A 14,911-nucleotide genomic window follows, 5' to 3' on the forward strand; every position below is an offset into this window, starting at 1 on the left:
CGGCGGGTCACCACCCGTCCGCTCGCCGGGCACCGGGCTAGACTTTCGAGAGGGCCGCGCACGCCCGCGAAGGGAGTGGCATGGGTCTTCTGGAGACGATTTCGAGTCCGCGCGACCTCGACGCGCTCACGGTGGAACAGCTCACGGAGCTCTCGGCCGAGATCCGCACGTTCCTGATCGAGAACGTGTCGCGGACGGGCGGACATCTCGGCCCGAACCTCGGTGTGGTCGAGCTGACGGTCGCGTTGCACCGGGTCTTCGACTCGCCGAACGATCCGATCATCTTCGACACGGGGCACCAGTCCTACGTGCACAAGCTCCTGACGGGTCGTCAGGACTTCGACGGCCTGCGCACGCGCGGAGGGCTCGCGGGTTACCCGCAGCGCTCCGAGAGCGAACACGACGTGGTGGAGTCCTCGCACGCCTCGAGCTCACTCAGTTGGGCCGACGGCGTTTCGCGGGCGTTGACCCGAACCGGCCGTCGCGATCGTCACGTCGTCGCCGTCGTCGGCGATGGGGCTCTCACGGGTGGAATGACGTGGGAAGCACTCAACAACATCTCGGACGACAACGATCGCAACCTCGTGATCATCGTCAACGACAACGGGCGCTCGTATGCCCCGACGATCGGTGGCATGGCGCGGTACCTCAACCGCGTCCGGACCAACGACGCGTACCAGACGCTGTACCGTTCGTCCGGCTCCTTCTTCTCGCGGCTCGGACCCGCGGGGCGCGCCGTGTATCGCGGGCTTCGCGGAGGCGCGCACGGGTTCCTCTCGCGCTTCACCAACAATGCGGCGCTGTATTCGAATCTCGACATCAAGTACCTCGGCCCGGTCGACGGGCACGATCTCGAGACGCTCATCGAGACGCTGCGTCTGGCGAAGGCGTACGGCGCTCCGGTCATCGTGCACGCGATCACCGAGAAGGGCCAGGGGTTCGAGCCGGCTCGCAACGACGAGGCCGACCAGTTCCACGCCGTGGGTCGTATCGACCCGCTGACGGGCGTCACGCTCGGCGGCGAGGCAGCGATGGCCTGGACGGATGTCTTCTCCGACCAGCTGGTGAAGATCGGTGACGAGCGTGAGGACGTCATCGCGATCACCGCGGCGATGCTTCGCCCGGTCGGTCTGCTGCCCTTCGCCCAGAAGTACCCGGATCGCGTCTACGACGTCGGCATCGCCGAACAGCACGCCGTCGCGTCGGCTGCCGGGCTCGCATACGGCGGGTTGCACCCGGTCGTCGCGATCTACGCCACGTTCATGAACCGCGCGTTCGACCAGGTGATGATGGATGTCGGTCTGCACCGCGCGGGAGTGACTTTCGTCCTCGACCGCGCCGGAGTGACGGGTCCCGATGGGCCGAGTCATCACGGCATCTGGGACCTGGCGATGCTGCAGCTCGTGCCCCACATCCGCATCGCGGCCCCGCGCGACGCGGCACGGTTGCGCGAGTCGCTCGACGAGGCCGTCGCGGTCGATGACGCCCCCACGGTCGTGCGCTTCCCCAAGGGTGAGGTCGGAGCGGACCTGCCGGCGCTCGAGCGGCTGGCCGATGGCACCGACGTCCTCGCGCGCGGTGCGAGCGAAGACGTCCTGCTCGTGGGTATCGGACCCATGGCGCACATCGCGATGGACGTCGCGGCACGTTTGGCGGCCCAGGGCATCGGTGCGACGGTGATCGATCCGCGCTGGGTCGTGCCCGTGGCCCCGTCCGTCGTGGACTTCGCCGCGCGCCACCGCCTCGTCATCACGATCGAGGACGGCATCCGCGTCGGCGGGATCGGCACCCGGATTCGTCAGGTGCTGCGCGAGGCCGGGGTCGACACCGCGGTCGACGAGCTCGGCCTGCCCGATGAGTTCATCGATCACGCATCCCGCGGGCAGATCCTGGCAGATGCTGGACTCACCGCGCCGAAGATCGCACAGGACGTCGTGTCGCAGGTGCTCGGCACGCGAATCCCCGTGGCGCGGCAGCCCGAGGACCAGCCGGTGTGGCTCAGCGACGTGCGCCTGCGGGACGACACCCGCGGCGCCTGACCGCGCCGCGCGGTCGCGCACCCCGAGGACTTAAGCGCGAGGAGAGGACCGATTCAACAATTCGGTCCTCTCCTCGCGCTGTTGTCCTCTGGTCGAGACGAGATGCTCCGCGCTCAGCGCGAGGCGATGCCGCGGATGGGCGGCTGGTGGAACGTCGCACCGAACGCGCTCTCGGATGCGCCCACTCGATCGAGATAGGGCGATGCTCCGCCGTCGATGAACGGCCACGCGGCCCCGAGGATCAGGCACAGGTCGATGTCTTCGACCTCGGGCACCACGCCCTCGTCGAGCATGATCTTCATCTCCTGCGCGAGGCCCGTCTGCACCCGATTCAGGATCTCGTCCTCCGACACGGGGGTGGATCCCGTGGCGAGCACCTTCTGGGCGGCCTTCGTCCAGCCGGTGACCTTTCCGTTCTTGTCCTTCTCGACGACCTCCGGCAGCTCGGCGAGCTGGTGGAAGTTCTCGGAGGCGAAATAGCGGTCCGGGAACGCGGCCGCCATGGTGTCCTGCACGTGTGCCGCGACCTTCCATCCGACCAGGTCGATCAGCTGGAACGGCGACATCGGCAGACCGAGGGGCGCGAAGGCCTTCTCGACCGTGAGGATCGGAGTTCCCTCGTAGACCGCGCGCGCGGCCTCGCCCATGACCTTCGCGAGCAGTCGGTTGACGACGAAGCCCGGCGCGTCGGCCGTCAGGACGGCGTTCTTGCCGAGCCCCTTCGCGACGACGAAGGCGGTCGAGAGCGCGGCATCCGTGGTCGCCTCGGTTCGCACGATCTCGATGAGTGGCATGACCGCGACCGGGTTGAAGAAGTGGAACCCGACCAGACGCTCCGGATGCTTCAGCTTCGACCCGATCTCGGCCACCGACAGCGACGAGGTGTTGGTTGCCAGGATCGCGTCGTCTGCGACGACGGCCTCGATCTCTGCGAACACCTGCTGCTTCACGCCGACCTCTTCGAACACGGCCTCGATGACGAAGTCGCAGTCCGCGTACTCGGTCTTGTCGGTCGTGCCTCGGACGAGATTGCGCAGCTTGTTCGCCGCGTCGCCGTCGAGGCGACCCTTCGCCTCGAGCTTGCTGATCTCGTCGTGGATGTGCGCCACGCCCTTGTCGACACGAGACTGGTCGAGGTCGGTGATCAGAACGGGGACCTGGAGTTTGCGGACGAACAACAGCGCGAACTGGCTGGCCATCAGACCGGCGCCGATGATGCCGACCTTGGTGACGGGCTTGGCGAGCGCCTTGTCGGGCGCACCGACCGGACGCTTCGCCCGCTTCTGCACCAGATCGAACGCGTACATCGAGGCAGCGAACTGGTCGCCGGCGATCAGATCGGCGAGCGCCTCGTCCTCGCGTGCGAAGCCTTCAGCCTTCGTGCCGGACTTCGCCTTATCGAGCAGGTCGAGCGCGACGTAGGGGGAGCGGGGCACCGTGCCGATCCGGCTCTCGAGCATGTTGCGAGCGACCTTGACGGCGATGGGCCACTTCGTGAGCCGCTCCATCTTGCCGGGCTGGTTCTTGCGCGCGACCTTGACGGAACCCGACAGCACGCCATCGGCCCACCGCAGCGAGCTCTCGAGGTAGGTCGAGGCCGGGAAGATCGCATCCATGATGCCGAGATCGAACGCCTGCTGGGGCTTGAGCATCCGGTTCTGCTTGAGCGGGTTCGAGATGACGACCTCGAGGGCGTTCTCGATGCCGATCAGGTTCGGCAGCAGGTACGCGCCTCCCCATCCGGGGATCAGGCCGAGGAACACCTCGGGCAGCGCGATGGCCGCCGCGGAGGCGTCGACCGTGCGGTACGTCGAGTTCAGGGCGATCTCGAGCCCGCCACCGAGGGCGAGCCCGTTGACGAACGCGAAGCTCGGCACCCCGAGTTCGGACAGGCGTCCGAGCGTCTGGTGGCCGCGCTGGGCGATCAGCAGGGCGATCTCGCGGGACGGCAGCTTGGAGACCTCGGAGAGGTCCGCGCCGGCGGCGAGGATGTAGGACTTGCCGGTGATCCCGACCGCCTGGATCTCGCCCGCCGCGGCGCGCTGCGCGAGGAGGTTGAGCGTCTTGTCGAGCTCTGCCAGGGTGGCGGGCCCGAGCGTGTTCGGCCGGGTGTGATCGCGACCGTTGTCGAGTGTGATCAGCGCGAGCACCTTGCCGCTCGCGAGGCGCACGTCGCGCACGACCGAGTGCGTGACGACCTCGTCGGCACTCAGCGCCTCGAGCGGGGAGAAGTCGATGGAGTCGTAGTCGGTCATTCCGGTCACTTCCGCTTCTTGCCGTCGAAGTAGGGGTTCTCCCAGATGACGGAGCCACCCTGGCCGAGTCCCACGCACATGGCCGTCAGCCCGTAGCGCACGTCCGGACGGGTCTTGAACTGTGCCGCCAGCTGGATCATCAGGCGGACGCCGGATGCGGCGAGCGGGTGTCCGACCGCGATCGCGCCGCCCCACGGGTTGACCCGGGGGTCGTCATCGGCGACGCCGAAATGATCGAGCAGCGACAGCACCTGAATGGCGAAGGCCTCGTTGAGCTCGAACAGACCGATGTCGTCGATCGTGAGCCCGGCCTTCTTGAGGGCCTTCTCGGTCGAGGGCACCGGACCGATGCCCATGATCTCGGGCTGCACACCCGCGAAAGCGAACGATACGAGCTTCATCTTCGGTTCGAGCCCGAGTTCTTTCGCGGCGGCGCCGCCGGCGAGGAGGCTGACCGTGGCGCCATCCGTCAGGGGCGACGACGTTCCCGCCGTCACGCGGCCGTGGGGGCGGAAGGGCGTCTTGAGAGCCGCGAGTCCCTCCATCGTGGTCTCGGGACGGCGTCCCTCGTCTTCCGTGGCGAGCCCCCAGGCGCCGTCGGCGTCCTTGATAGCGACGGGGACGAGGTCGGGCTGGATCAGACCCGCGTCGTACGCCGCTTGCACCTTGTGCTGGCTCAGCATCCCGAAGCGGTCCGCCCGCTCCTTGGTGAGGTGCGGGAACCGGTCGTGGATGCGTTCGGCGGTGACACCCATGTTGAGGGCGTCCGCCGAAACGAGGCGCTCGGTGAGGAAGCGTGGGTTCGGGTCGGCCCCGATGCCGAGGGGGTGCCGACCCATGTGCTCGACGCCGCCCGCGATCGCGAGGTCATACATCCCGATGCCGATCGAGCCGGCCAGGGTCGTGACGCTCGTCATCGCACCGGCACACATGCGGTCGATCGCGAAGCCGGGAACGGATAGCGGCAGACCCGCGAGGATCGCCGCCGAGCGCCCGAGGGTCAGGCCCTGATCGCCCTGCTGCGTCGTCGCCGCGATCGCGACGTCATCGATCCGCTCGCCCGGCACCCCGGGGTTGCGCTCCATCAGACCGATCATCGCCTTGACGATGAGGTCGTCGGCGCGGGTATTCCAGTACATGCCCTTTTCGCCGGCACGTCCGAACGGGGTACGCACACCATCGACGAAATAGACGTCCGAATTCACGGCCACACTGCCTCCAGATTTGGGGTTTTCCTCAGCCTACGAATGTGCCTCGAGCGACCCGAATCGGTTGGCCCGAATCTACGAAGGGACTTCCGGTGCCTCGACGGGCGGTTGTGCCGCAGCGACAAAGGCATCGGCGATAGCCTGTGCGGTCTCTTCAACTTGCCAGGCTCGTGCTCCGAGCGCGCTCAGTGCGGAACCGATGCTCTCGGCGTCGGCGACGTCGGGCGGAGTCCACGCGACACGACGTAGCAGATCGGGGGTCAGCAGGTTCTCGACGGGCATGCCGAGCTCGGTCGCGATCGCGTCGACCGCGACTCGCGCGGCCTTGAGACGAGCGTCGGCCTCGGGGTTGCGATCCGCCCAGGCGCGCGGGGGAGGAGGCCCTTCGCCGGGAACGCGCTCGACAGGCAGAACGGTTTCGGCGCGTCCCCGTTCGAAAGCCGCCCACCACCGGTCCAGCTGGCTGCGGCTCGCGCGACCGGTGAAGTCCTTCAGCGCAGCCAAAGCGGACTTGCTGGCCGGATCCGCGATGACAGCGGCGACGATCGCTCGATCGGGCAGCAGCCGGCCGGGCGACGTGTCGACTTCTTGCGCATACTCCTCGCGGGCCTGCCAGAGTTCGCGTGCCACGGCGAGCGAACGGCGCCCGCGAACCGTGTGGAGGCCGCTGAGGCGACGCCAGGGGTCCTCGCGCGGAGGTCGGGCGGGACGATCCAGGACGGCCTGGAACTCTTCCTCTGCGATGCGGGTCTTGCCCTGTTCGGCGAGTTCGTCGACGAGGGCGTCACGCACATCGATCAGGTGCAGCACATCGAGGGCGGCATACTCGAGCCAGGAGTCCGGCAATGGCCGGGTCGACCAATCGGCCGCGGAGTGCGCCTTGGCGAGGGTGATACCGAGCACGTCCTCGACGACGGCGCCGAGCCCGACGCGCTCGCGCCCGAGCAGCCGTGACGCGAGCTCGGTGTCGAAGATGCGGGGCGGTAGGAGCTCGGCCTCGCGCAGCGACGGCAGGTCCTGGCTCGCGGCGTGCAGGACCCACTCCTCGGAACCGATCGCATCCTGCAGGGACGAGAGATCGCCGACCGCCGGCGGATCGATCAGGTGCAGCCCGCCATCCCGGCGGAACACCTGGATCAGGTAGGCGCGCTGGGAGTAGCGGAAGCCCGACGCCCGCTCGACGTCGACGGCGACGGGACCGTGACCCTGCGCGAGCAGCGCGGATGCCTCGGCAAGGCCCTCTGGCGTGTCGATCACGCGATGAACGGCGGTCGTCGAGGTACTGGCACTCACGTGTTCAGTCACGTGACCCCCTGTCGTTCGCGAGAAATCGGTGCGCCGCGAGAAGTTCGATGTTTTCTGAGCCCGGAGGCAGGCCCGCAAGCATGCAGAGTAGCTCAGCCCACGCCTCGATGTGCGCGGTGAGGTCGCCGGGTTCGGGCGACCAGGATGCACGTAGCTCGATCTGTGCGCCGTCCCCTTCATCCTCGAGTCCGCCGAATCCCTTGGAGAGGATCTTCGTCGCGGTGCCGGATGCGGCCGTGTAGCGCGCGTGGCGCGAGTCGAGGGCATCCACGAGCCACGACCAGGTGACGTCCGCGAGCATCGGATCGACGCCGATGTCGGTCTCGAGGGGGGCCTGCGCGAAGCAGACGATGCGCAGCGGTCCGCGCCAGGCGGGCGGCTCGGTGGGATCGTGCAGCAGGATGAGCCGACCCGTGCCGTAGGGGGAGTCGGCATCGTGATCCTGCTGACGCACGTCGCCGGACAGGGCGATCGCCTCGGGCGCGAGGCCCTGTGGTGCGGGGATCTCACGCACCGTCAGGTCGTCACGGAACAGCGTTCCGCGCACATCAGCCACAGCACGTTCGAAGAGCGGCGAGAGGGGCGGAGCGCCGGGGTCGGGGGGATCGGCGATCACGTCGACAGACTAGAGTGGGGCCTCGATGATCACCCCCAGGCGCGCCGCGCGCGCGAACGGACGCCTAGCAGTGGCCCTGCGGATCGTATCGGCGATTCTGACGGGTTCACTCGTCACGCTGGGCGTCGCATCCGCCTTCGTCGCCAGTCGCCTGGCTCGTCGGGTCGTGACGCCAGCGGCACGCGTCGCGGACACGCGAATCCTCTCGCTCGACACGGCGGCGCAGACGATCACCCTGTCGCGAACGGACGACACCTCTCTGCCCGGGCGGTACGGTCTGTTCACCTCGGGAACCGAGAGCTACCTCAAGCTGGGCACGGTTCTCGCGCAGTCCGACACGGCGGTCACCCGCAAGCTGCTCACCCACATCGACGTGGACGCGAAGCTGGACGCCGAGGCCGCCTTCAGCGGGTGGTATTTCGATCGTCCCGAGCAGCTCCAGGTTCCGTTCACGAACGAGGTCATCGGCACGTCCATCGGACCGTGCCCGGCGTGGCTCTTCCCCGCGCCAGGCGATACGGACCGCTGGGTCATCCAGATCCACGGACGCGGTTCGGCCCGGTCCGAGGCGCTCCGCGCGGTGCCGGTCTTCCGCGACCTCGGGTACACCTCGCTCGCGGTGTCGTACCGCAACGATGGAGAAGCGCCCCGCAGCAAGCAGGGCACCTACACGCTCGGGGCGACGGAGTGGCGGGATGTCGACGCCGCTGTGGCCTTCGCCCTCCGGCGGGGCGCGCGCGAGATCATCCTCATGGGATGGTCGATGGGCGGCCAGATCGCGCTGCAGCTCGATCTGAACTCGGCCCACCGCGAGAAGATCGTGGGGCTCATCCTCGAATCGCCCGCGATCGACTGGCCGGAGGTCCTGCGCTACCAGGCCGGTCTGCTGCACGTGCCGAAGCCCGTGATCAGCTTCGCGATCAGCGCGCTCTCCTCCGATTGGGGCGGACCCGTGCGCGGCCCCAGCGAGCGCATTCCGCTGGATCGTCTCGACATCGTCAGCAGGGCGGACGAGCTCAGGCATCCGATCCTCCTCCTGCACAGCGATGAGGACGGCTTCGTGCCGTCGGGCGGGTCTCACGCGCTCGCGCTCGCGCGACCGGACCTCGTCACCCTCGAGGTGTTCGATACGGCCCGTCACACCAAGCTGTGGAACTACGACCAGGACAGGTGGACGCGCGCCATCACCGAGTGGGTCGAGGCTCTGGACGTCAGGTCCGCCGCAGGCGCAGGTAGCTGAACCCGGCGCCGTCCACGAGCATCCCGTGCACGGATGCCTGGGCACCGCTCTCGATGCGGAGGAACGGGCTCGGTGCCGGGCCGACGACGGGCGCCACGGTCACGCACAGTTCGTCGATCGCTCGCGCGTCGACGAAGCGCGACGCAAGCGTCGGTCCGCCCTCGCAGACGACCCGCTCGAGCCCGTGCGTGCCCAGGGCGTCCAGAATCGCGCTCGGATCGAGGTCGGCGTCGCCCGGTACCGCGATCACCTCGGCGTCGACGCCCTGCGCGTCACGTTCGGCCACGACCGCCGACTTCCGGCCCGCGGGGCAGACGAGCAGGATGCGTCCCGCGCGGCCATCCTCGGCACCGAGACGGTGCCCGTCCAGGCGTCCCGTCGTCGTCACGATGGCGAGCGCGGCGGTGCGCGGCGCGAGGTATCCCTCGGCGCGCACGGTGGACGCACCGACCAGGACGACGTCGGCGGCGCCCCGGATGATCCCGAGGATCGCGCGGTCGACAGGGCTGGTGAGGGTCTCGCTCGTCCCATCGGAGCCGACGGCCGACCCCGTGAGGCTCGTGATCATGTTCAGACGCACGCGGTTGGCGGGTTCGGGGGAGTAGACGGCCTCGAGCCACGCGCGGCCATCGGCGGTCGAGACATCCGCTTCCGCGAGCGTCCGAGGGACGAGCTCGGTGACCAGCGCGTTCTCGGATGGGGGCACGCCCTCGGGCATGTTCAGCGTCTCGGTCATGTTCACGCCGCGAGCTTCGCGCGGACCTGGCGCTTCGCGCGGATCAGCATGCCCGTCATCCCGGCGATGCGAAGCGGCGACACGGCCCGGGTCAGCCCGATGCTCTGGGGGTAGTCATCCGGAATCGCGAGCACCTGCTCGGGAGTGAGCCCCGAGATTCCCTGCACCAGGATGCTCGCGAAGCCGCGTGTCGTCGGGGCCTCCTGCGGCGCCGTCGCGTGCATGGCCACGAGTCCGTCGTCCTCGATGTCGAGAATGATGTAGACCGGCGACTGGCATTCGGCGACCCGCTCGGCGAGCTCGGGGTGCCCGTCGTACTTCTCGGGCACCGCCGGGAGCTCGTTCGAGAACTCCAGCAGCAGTTGGAGCCGCTCGGGTTCGGGCAGCCCGAGAAAGTCCTCGCGGATCTCGGCGAGGGTCTCGGGAAGGTTGTCGTCGCTCACCCCGAAAGTCTGCCACGGTGTGTGCCGTGGGCGGCCGGTCAGCGCCGCGCGGGAACCTCTCCGGGCTCGGCGCCGGTGGCGATCGGGACGCGCACCGCGCTGCCCCATTCGGTCCACGAACCGTCGTAGTTGCGCACGTTCTCGAAGCCGAGCAGGTGCTTGAGGACGAACCACGTGTGACTCGACCGCTCGCCGATGCGGCAGTACGCGACGACCTCGTCGCCGGGCGTCAGACCGGCGCCGGCGAGGTAGACGTCCTCGAGTTCGGCGCGGGAGCGGAACGTGCCATCCTCTGCCACGGCCTTCGCCCACGGGACGCTCTGCGCCGACGGGATGTGTCCGGCGCGCAGCGCGCCCTCTTCGGGGTACGCGGGGGCCGAGGTGCGCTCACCCGAGTACTCCTCCGGCGAGCGGACGTCGATGAGCGGGTTGCCGAGGTGCGCGAGGACATCGTCCTTGTAAGCGCGCAGCGTCGAGTCGTCGCGCTCGACGACCGGATAGTCGGTCGGCGTGATGGCAGGGGCATCCGTCGTCATGGGCCGGCCCTCGGCGATCCACCGATCGCGACCGCCGTCGAGCAGACGCACGTCTTCGTGGCCGAACAGCGAGAACACCCAGAGCGCGTAGGCGGCCCACCAGTTGTTCTTGTCGCCGTAGATCACGATCGTGTCGTCTCGGTTGATGCCCTTGCGGCTGAGCAGCTCGGCGAAACCGGCGCCATCGAGGTAATCGCGCACCACCGGATCGTTCAGCTCGGTGTGCCAGTCGACTTTGACCGCTCCCGGGATGTGACCCGTTTCGTACAGGAGCACGTCTTCGTCCGACTCCACGACGACGAGTCCCGGCTGCCCGAGGCGGTGCTCGAGCCAGTCACCCGTCACGAGGCGTCCGGGGTTGGCGTACGCCTGGAACTTCGGGTTCGACGTGTCGGTCTCGGCAGTCATCTCATGTCTCCTCTGTCTCGGGGACGGGCACCACTATCGTCGCGGGGCGGATGGCCGCCGCGGCGGGGATAGGGTGGAAACCGTCTCCAAGAACCCTAGATCGGCTGGCGGGGGCGTGGATGCTCCTCGTCGGTATGTGACACGACGCATGCTGCCGTGCCGCTTCTGACACACACCAAGGACCGGATGTCTGCTTCGACCGCCACGGGCATCGTTCACCTGGCCGACCGCGAACCCGCGCTGACGGGCGCCGAGATGGTTTCGCACCTCGTCCCGCCGCCGCAGTTCGATCGGGCGACGTTCGAGACGTACCGCGTCGATCCGGACTATCCGTCGCAGCAAGAGGCCAAAGACACCCTCATCGCATTCTCGGGGCTGTCCGAAGCACCGAAGCGCGGGGGCCTGTTCTCGCGGGCGAAGAAGCTGCCCGAGGTCAAGCCCGGCGTCTATCTCGATGGCGGGTTCGGTGTCGGAAAGACGCACCTTCTCGCGGCGATCTATCACGGCATGCGCGCGCGGCGGAAGTACTTCGGGTCGTTCATCGAGTACACAGCACTCGTCGGGGCCATGGGCTACAAGAACACGGTCGAGCTGTTCCGGGGTGCGGACCTGCTCTGCATCGACGAGTTCGAGCTGGACGACCCGGGTGACACCATGGTCATGACGCGGCTGCTCGGAGAGCTCGTGGCATCCGGCACCAAACTCGCCGCGACGAGCAACACCCCGCCCAATGCGCTCGGTGAGGGTCGGTTCGCGGCGCAGGACTTCCTGCGTGAGATCCACGCCATGGCCGCGAGCTTTCAGACGATCCGCATCGACGGCGTCGACTACCGTCAGCGCAAGCTCGACGGGCACGCCGAGGTGCTGGCCGATGCCGCGTACGAAGCGGCGATAGCGGATGCTTCGCGCAGCGGCGTGGTGTCGGATGACGACTTCGAGGCGCTGGTCGCGCATCTCGCTCGCGTGCACCCGTCGCGGTACATCCGCCTCATCGAGAACGTCGACGTCGTCGGCCTGCGAAACGTCGCGCCGCTCACCGATCAATCGGCCGCGCTGCGCTTCGTGGCTTTCATCGACCGGGTGTACGACGCGCAGGTGCCGATCCGGGCCACGGGCGCCTCTCTCGACACGGTGTTCCCGGACGAAATGCTCGCCGGTGGGTACCGCAAGAAGTATCTGAGGGCCGTTTCGCGCCTCATCGCCTCCACAGCGGCATAAAGACGGGCCCCTGGAGGGCGATTCACCGTTTTCTGGAAGATCTGCGAAACGCGATGTTTACCGGGGAGCGCGTTGCGTAACCTGCGCGAAACATCGATCCCACCGCGGCCGTAACCATCTCTGTCCAGACTGGGGACACCCGACGCTACAACTGCGTCCCTGCAGAGAGGTTCACTTCGAGATGGATCAAGGCAACACCGCATTCATCCTCATAGCAGCGGCACTCGTCCTGCTGATGACGCCCGGACTTGCATTCTTCTATGGCGGTCTGGTCAAGGCCAAGAGCGTCATCAGCATGATGATGCTCAGCTTCGGCGCTATGGGACTTATTGGCGTGCTGTGGGTGGTCTACGGCTACGCCGTGGCATTCCCCGGTGCAGAGGGCATCGTGGCCCCGTGGGCCATCGACTGGTCGGCTATCGGCCTCGACAGCCTCCTCGAGACGCCTGAGGGCGCCGCGTACCCGCCGCTGGCATTCGTCGCCTTCCAGGCCACGTTCGCCATCATCACGGTCGCACTCGTCTCCGGAGCCATCGCGGATCGCGCGAAGTTCGGAGCATGGATGGTCTTCGCCGCAATCTGGGCGACGGTCGTCTACTTCCCGGTCGCGAGCTGGGTCTTCAACTTCGGCCTGGCCGACGATGGAAGCTTCGCTTATGGCGGCTGGATCACCTACGGCATGCAGACCTGGTTCGGAGTCGGCGCGATCGACTTCGCCGGTGGAACTGCTGTCCACATCAACGCTGGTGCGGCGGCTCTGGCCCTCGCCCTGGTGCTCGGCAAGCGTGTCGGCTTCCAGAAGGGCGTTCACGTCCCCCACAACCCGCCGTTCGTCCTCCTGGGCGCGGGGCTGCTGTGGTTCGGATGGTTCGGCTTCAACGCCGGTTCGGAACTGGCCGCTGACGGAACCGCTGCGCTCGCGTTCGTCAACACGATCGCTGCTCCCGCCGCCGCATTGCTCGCGTGGCTGATCGTCGAGAAGATCAAGGACGGCAAGCCGACGTCGGTCGGTGCCGCCTCCGGTGCCGTCGCTGGTCTCGTCGCCATCACCCCCGCCTGCGCCGCGGTCGACCCGATCTGGGCAATCCTGCTCGGTGTCATCGCCGGTGCCGTCTGCGCCCTCGCGGTGGAGCTGAAGTACAAGCTCGGCTTCGACGACTCGCTCGACGTCGTGGGTATCCACCTCGTCGGTGGTCTCATCGGAACGCTGTACATCGGCTTCTTCGCCACGAGCACGGGCCTGTTCTTCACGGGCGATGCGACGCAGCTGCTGGTTCAGGCGATCGCCGCGTTCTCGGTCATGATCTACTCGTTCGTTCTCGCGTACATCATCGGCTTCGCGATCCAGAAGACCATGGGCTTCCGGATCAAGAACGAAGACGAGATCGCGGGCGTCGACACGATCGTTCACGGCGAAGAGGGCTACGTCCTCGCCGACACCAGGGCCTGACATTCCGGTCTGACACAGCACGATTCGGAGGGGCGTCGCGAGCGATCGCGGCGCCCCTTCGGCGTGCCCGGTGTCGGTAGAGTTCCCGGATGGCGGAGCGCAGAGGCATCCTGGGCGCGCTGAGGCGTCTCTTTCACCGTCCGGCAGGGCGGAGTGGCTCGGGCCGCGTGGGGGCGCCAGACGCGATCCCCGGGAGCGCAGGAGCGTTCGCGACACGGGCAGTCGTGCCACCCCGCACGCTCGTGCTGGAATATGCGCCGGATTCGGATGGCGCGCCCGACGCGGGAGAGATCGTCTGGACCTGGGTGCCGTACGTCGAGAACGACGGGCGGGGCAAGGATCGGCCCGTGCTCGTCATCGCGCGGGCAGCGGGGGACTGGTTCTACGCGCTTCGGCTGACCGGCACACCGCGCGACGGTGACGCGAGCTACTTGGCGCTGGGGCCGGGACCGTGGGATGCGCGCGGGCGACCGTCGTGGCTCGATCTGGGCAAGGTGTACGCGGTGCACATGGACGGAATGCGGCGCGAGGCCGCGGCGCTCGATCGTGCGCGCTTCGCGAAGGTCGCGGGCGTCTTGCGCGTGCGTTACGGCTGGACGGTGCCGCAGTAGTTCGTCGGGTCTGGGCGTGCTGGCAAACGAAAGAGCCCCCGAGTTCATCGGGGGCTTGACGTGGGCGATGCCGGACTCGAACCGACGACCTCTTCCGTGTGAAGGAAGCGCGCTACCAACTGCGCCAATCGCCCCAGGACTCTTGGGGCCGGTTCACGATGATACCGGATCGCGGTGCGCCCGACCGAACGTGCCGCCGCGACACGCGTGTAGCCGGTCTGGTTTGTCGAGGCGTCGACGATCAGCTAAAGTCATTGAGGCGCCCCGCACGATGGGGCCCACGCGGATGTAGCGCAGTTGGTAGCGCACAACCTTGCCAAGGTTGGGGTCGCGAGTTCGAGTCTCGTCATCCGCTCGAGTGCAGTGTTCTGTCCCGGAGAAATCCAGGGGAGCGTACGGCACGTGGGGTCAAACCACACGGTGGCGTGGCCGAGCGGCTAGGCACCGGCCTGCAAAGCCGTTTACACGGGTTCGAATCCCGTCGCCACCTCCAAGCACTCCATTCACAACTGAATCCCCTTGTGGGCGCGATTGGCGCAGCGGTAGCGCGCTTCCCTGACACGGAAGAGGTCACTGGTTCGATCCCAGTATCGCGCACAGAGAAACCCCCGGAATTCCGGGGGTTTTCTGCATTCGGGGTGTTGCTTGTCCTCGAACTGTCACATGTCGCTCGATCCGTGGCGCGGATGAAGCCGTTCGCGACCGTTCGCTGGCGCGAGGCGAATCCCGAGCACGCGTGCGGACCGTGTCAAGGCCCCTGACTTTCGGTGCGGCTTCTGATCGGCTGACAACATGACAGATCCGAACGAGCCCGAAATGACAGATCCGAACAAGCGCGAATCAGCA

The 14,911-nt window shown here is 67.7% G+C and carries 12 protein-coding genes and 4 tRNA genes; 8 read left to right on the plus strand and 8 right to left on the minus strand.

Features of this window, described 5'->3' with window-relative positions; genetic code table 11:
• Nucleotides 1–80: 80 nt before the first annotated feature.
• Nucleotides 81–2,039 (plus strand): 1-deoxy-D-xylulose-5-phosphate synthase, encoded by a 1,959-nt coding sequence (dxs, locus tag CGU35_RS06115; protein WP_100810690.1) that lies wholly within the window; start codon nucleotides 81–83, stop codon nucleotides 2,037–2,039.
• Nucleotides 2,040–2,152: 113 nt separating this feature from the next.
• On the opposite strand, the gene CGU35_RS06120 is transcribed toward dxs, so the two are convergent.
• The 4 genes from CGU35_RS06120 to CGU35_RS06135 all read right to left on the minus strand — a co-directional run bounded on the left by CGU35_RS06120 (nucleotide 2,153) and on the right by CGU35_RS06135 (nucleotide 7,423).
• Entirely contained in the window at nucleotides 2,153–4,294 is a 2,142-nt protein-coding gene (locus tag CGU35_RS06120; protein ID WP_100810691.1) for a 3-hydroxyacyl-CoA dehydrogenase NAD-binding domain-containing protein, read from the minus strand.
• 5 nt (nucleotides 4,295–4,299) lie between these two features.
• Nucleotides 4,300–5,505: a thiolase family protein gene (locus CGU35_RS06125; protein ID WP_100810692.1), complete on the minus strand. Its 1,206-nt coding sequence runs from the start codon at nucleotides 5,503–5,505 to the stop codon at nucleotides 4,300–4,302.
• A 72-nt stretch (nucleotides 5,506–5,577) separates the two neighbouring features.
• Entirely contained in the window at nucleotides 5,578–6,795 is a 1,218-nt protein-coding gene (locus CGU35_RS06130; RefSeq protein ID WP_374935765.1) for a ribonuclease D, read from the minus strand.
• Between the two features lie 4 nt (nucleotides 6,796–6,799).
• A complete protein-coding gene (locus CGU35_RS06135; protein WP_258034418.1) occupies nucleotides 6,800–7,423 on the minus strand; it encodes a DUF3000 domain-containing protein in 624 nt (207 codons plus the stop codon).
• Between the two features lie 25 nt (nucleotides 7,424–7,448).
• On the opposite strand from CGU35_RS06135, the gene CGU35_RS06140 reads away from it, so the two are divergent.
• Complete coding sequence (locus tag CGU35_RS06140) at nucleotides 7,449–8,663, plus strand: alpha/beta hydrolase family protein (RefSeq protein ID WP_100810693.1); 1,215 nt, start codon at nucleotides 7,449–7,451, stop codon at nucleotides 8,661–8,663.
• On the opposite strand, the gene CGU35_RS06145 is transcribed toward CGU35_RS06140, so the two are convergent.
• From CGU35_RS06145 to CGU35_RS06155, 3 genes are read right to left on the minus strand one after another with little or no spacing between them, the layout of a single operon-like run.
• Nucleotides 8,635–9,399, minus strand: a complete 765-nt coding sequence (locus CGU35_RS06145) for a dihydrofolate reductase family protein (protein ID WP_232711228.1) — start codon at nucleotides 9,397–9,399, stop codon at nucleotides 8,635–8,637. The two genes, CGU35_RS06140 and CGU35_RS06145, sit on opposite strands and share 29 nt — an antisense overlap.
• Nucleotides 9,400–9,401: 2 nt before the next feature.
• Nucleotides 9,402–9,842 carry a SufE family protein gene (locus CGU35_RS06150; protein WP_232711169.1) on the minus strand — a complete coding sequence of 147 codons (441 nt, stop codon included), beginning with the start codon at nucleotides 9,840–9,842 and terminating at the stop codon, nucleotides 9,402–9,404.
• A 38-nt stretch (nucleotides 9,843–9,880) separates the two neighbouring features.
• Nucleotides 9,881–10,786 carry a sulfurtransferase gene (locus CGU35_RS06155; RefSeq protein WP_100810695.1) on the minus strand — a complete coding sequence of 302 codons (906 nt, stop codon included), beginning with the start codon at nucleotides 10,784–10,786 and terminating at the stop codon, nucleotides 9,881–9,883.
• A gap of 186 nt (nucleotides 10,787–10,972) precedes the next feature.
• Here CGU35_RS06155 and zapE point away from each other — a divergent pair, with 186 nt between their 5' ends.
• The 3 genes from zapE to CGU35_RS06170 all read left to right on the plus strand — a co-directional run bounded on the left by zapE (nucleotide 10,973) and on the right by CGU35_RS06170 (nucleotide 14,065).
• A complete protein-coding gene (zapE, locus tag CGU35_RS06160; RefSeq protein WP_100811315.1) occupies nucleotides 10,973–12,004 on the plus strand; it encodes a cell division protein ZapE in 1,032 nt (343 codons plus the stop codon).
• A gap of 181 nt (nucleotides 12,005–12,185) precedes the next feature.
• Complete coding sequence (locus CGU35_RS06165) at nucleotides 12,186–13,454, plus strand: ammonium transporter (protein ID WP_100810696.1); 1,269 nt, start codon at nucleotides 12,186–12,188, stop codon at nucleotides 13,452–13,454.
• An 89-nt stretch (nucleotides 13,455–13,543) separates the two neighbouring features.
• Complete coding sequence (locus CGU35_RS06170) at nucleotides 13,544–14,065, plus strand: type II toxin-antitoxin system PemK/MazF family toxin (RefSeq protein WP_100810697.1); 522 nt, start codon at nucleotides 13,544–13,546, stop codon at nucleotides 14,063–14,065.
• 61 nt (nucleotides 14,066–14,126) lie between these two features.
• Here the strand turns inward: CGU35_RS06170 and CGU35_RS06175 are convergent.
• A tRNA-Val gene (locus tag CGU35_RS06175) sits at nucleotides 14,127–14,199 on the minus strand.
• 148 nt (nucleotides 14,200–14,347) lie between these two features.
• On the opposite strand from CGU35_RS06175, the gene CGU35_RS06180 reads away from it, so the two are divergent.
• The 3 genes from CGU35_RS06180 (at nucleotide 14,348) to CGU35_RS06190 (ending at nucleotide 14,662) form a co-directional block, all read left to right on the plus strand.
• Nucleotides 14,348–14,420: transfer RNA gene (locus CGU35_RS06180), tRNA-Gly, on the plus strand.
• Nucleotides 14,421–14,484: 64 nt separating this feature from the next.
• Nucleotides 14,485–14,558: transfer RNA gene (locus CGU35_RS06185), tRNA-Cys, on the plus strand.
• 32 nt (nucleotides 14,559–14,590) lie between these two features.
• A tRNA-Val gene (locus CGU35_RS06190) sits at nucleotides 14,591–14,662 on the plus strand.
• The last annotated feature ends 249 nt before the right edge of the window (nucleotides 14,663–14,911 follow it).

Source organism: Microbacterium sp. BR1 (genome assembly GCF_002812725.1).
Classification (GTDB): domain Bacteria; phylum Actinomycetota; class Actinomycetes; order Actinomycetales; family Microbacteriaceae; genus Microbacterium.

Coding starts and splice junctions, on each gene's coding strand:
- zapE (WP_100811315.1), top strand. CDS start 10,973: ATGTCTGCTTCGACCGCCACGGGCATCGTTCACCTGGCCGACCGCGAA.
- CGU35_RS06165 (WP_100810696.1), top strand. CDS start 12,186: ATGGATCAAGGCAACACCGCATTCATCCTCATAGCAGCGGCACTCGTC.
- dxs (WP_100810690.1), top strand. CDS start 81: ATGGGTCTTCTGGAGACGATTTCGAGTCCGCGCGACCTCGACGCGCTC.
- CGU35_RS06140 (WP_100810693.1), top strand. CDS start 7,449: ATGATCACCCCCAGGCGCGCCGCGCGCGCGAACGGACGCCTAGCAGTG.
- CGU35_RS06155 (WP_100810695.1), bottom strand. CDS start 10,786: ATGACTGCCGAGACCGACACGTCGAACCCGAAGTTCCAGGCGTACGCC.
- CGU35_RS06145 (WP_232711228.1), bottom strand. CDS start 9,399: ATGACCGAGACGCTGAACATGCCCGAGGGCGTGCCCCCATCCGAGAAC.
- CGU35_RS06120 (WP_100810691.1), bottom strand. CDS start 4,294: ATGACCGACTACGACTCCATCGACTTCTCCCCGCTCGAGGCGCTGAGT.
- CGU35_RS06170 (WP_100810697.1), top strand. CDS start 13,544: ATGGCGGAGCGCAGAGGCATCCTGGGCGCGCTGAGGCGTCTCTTTCAC.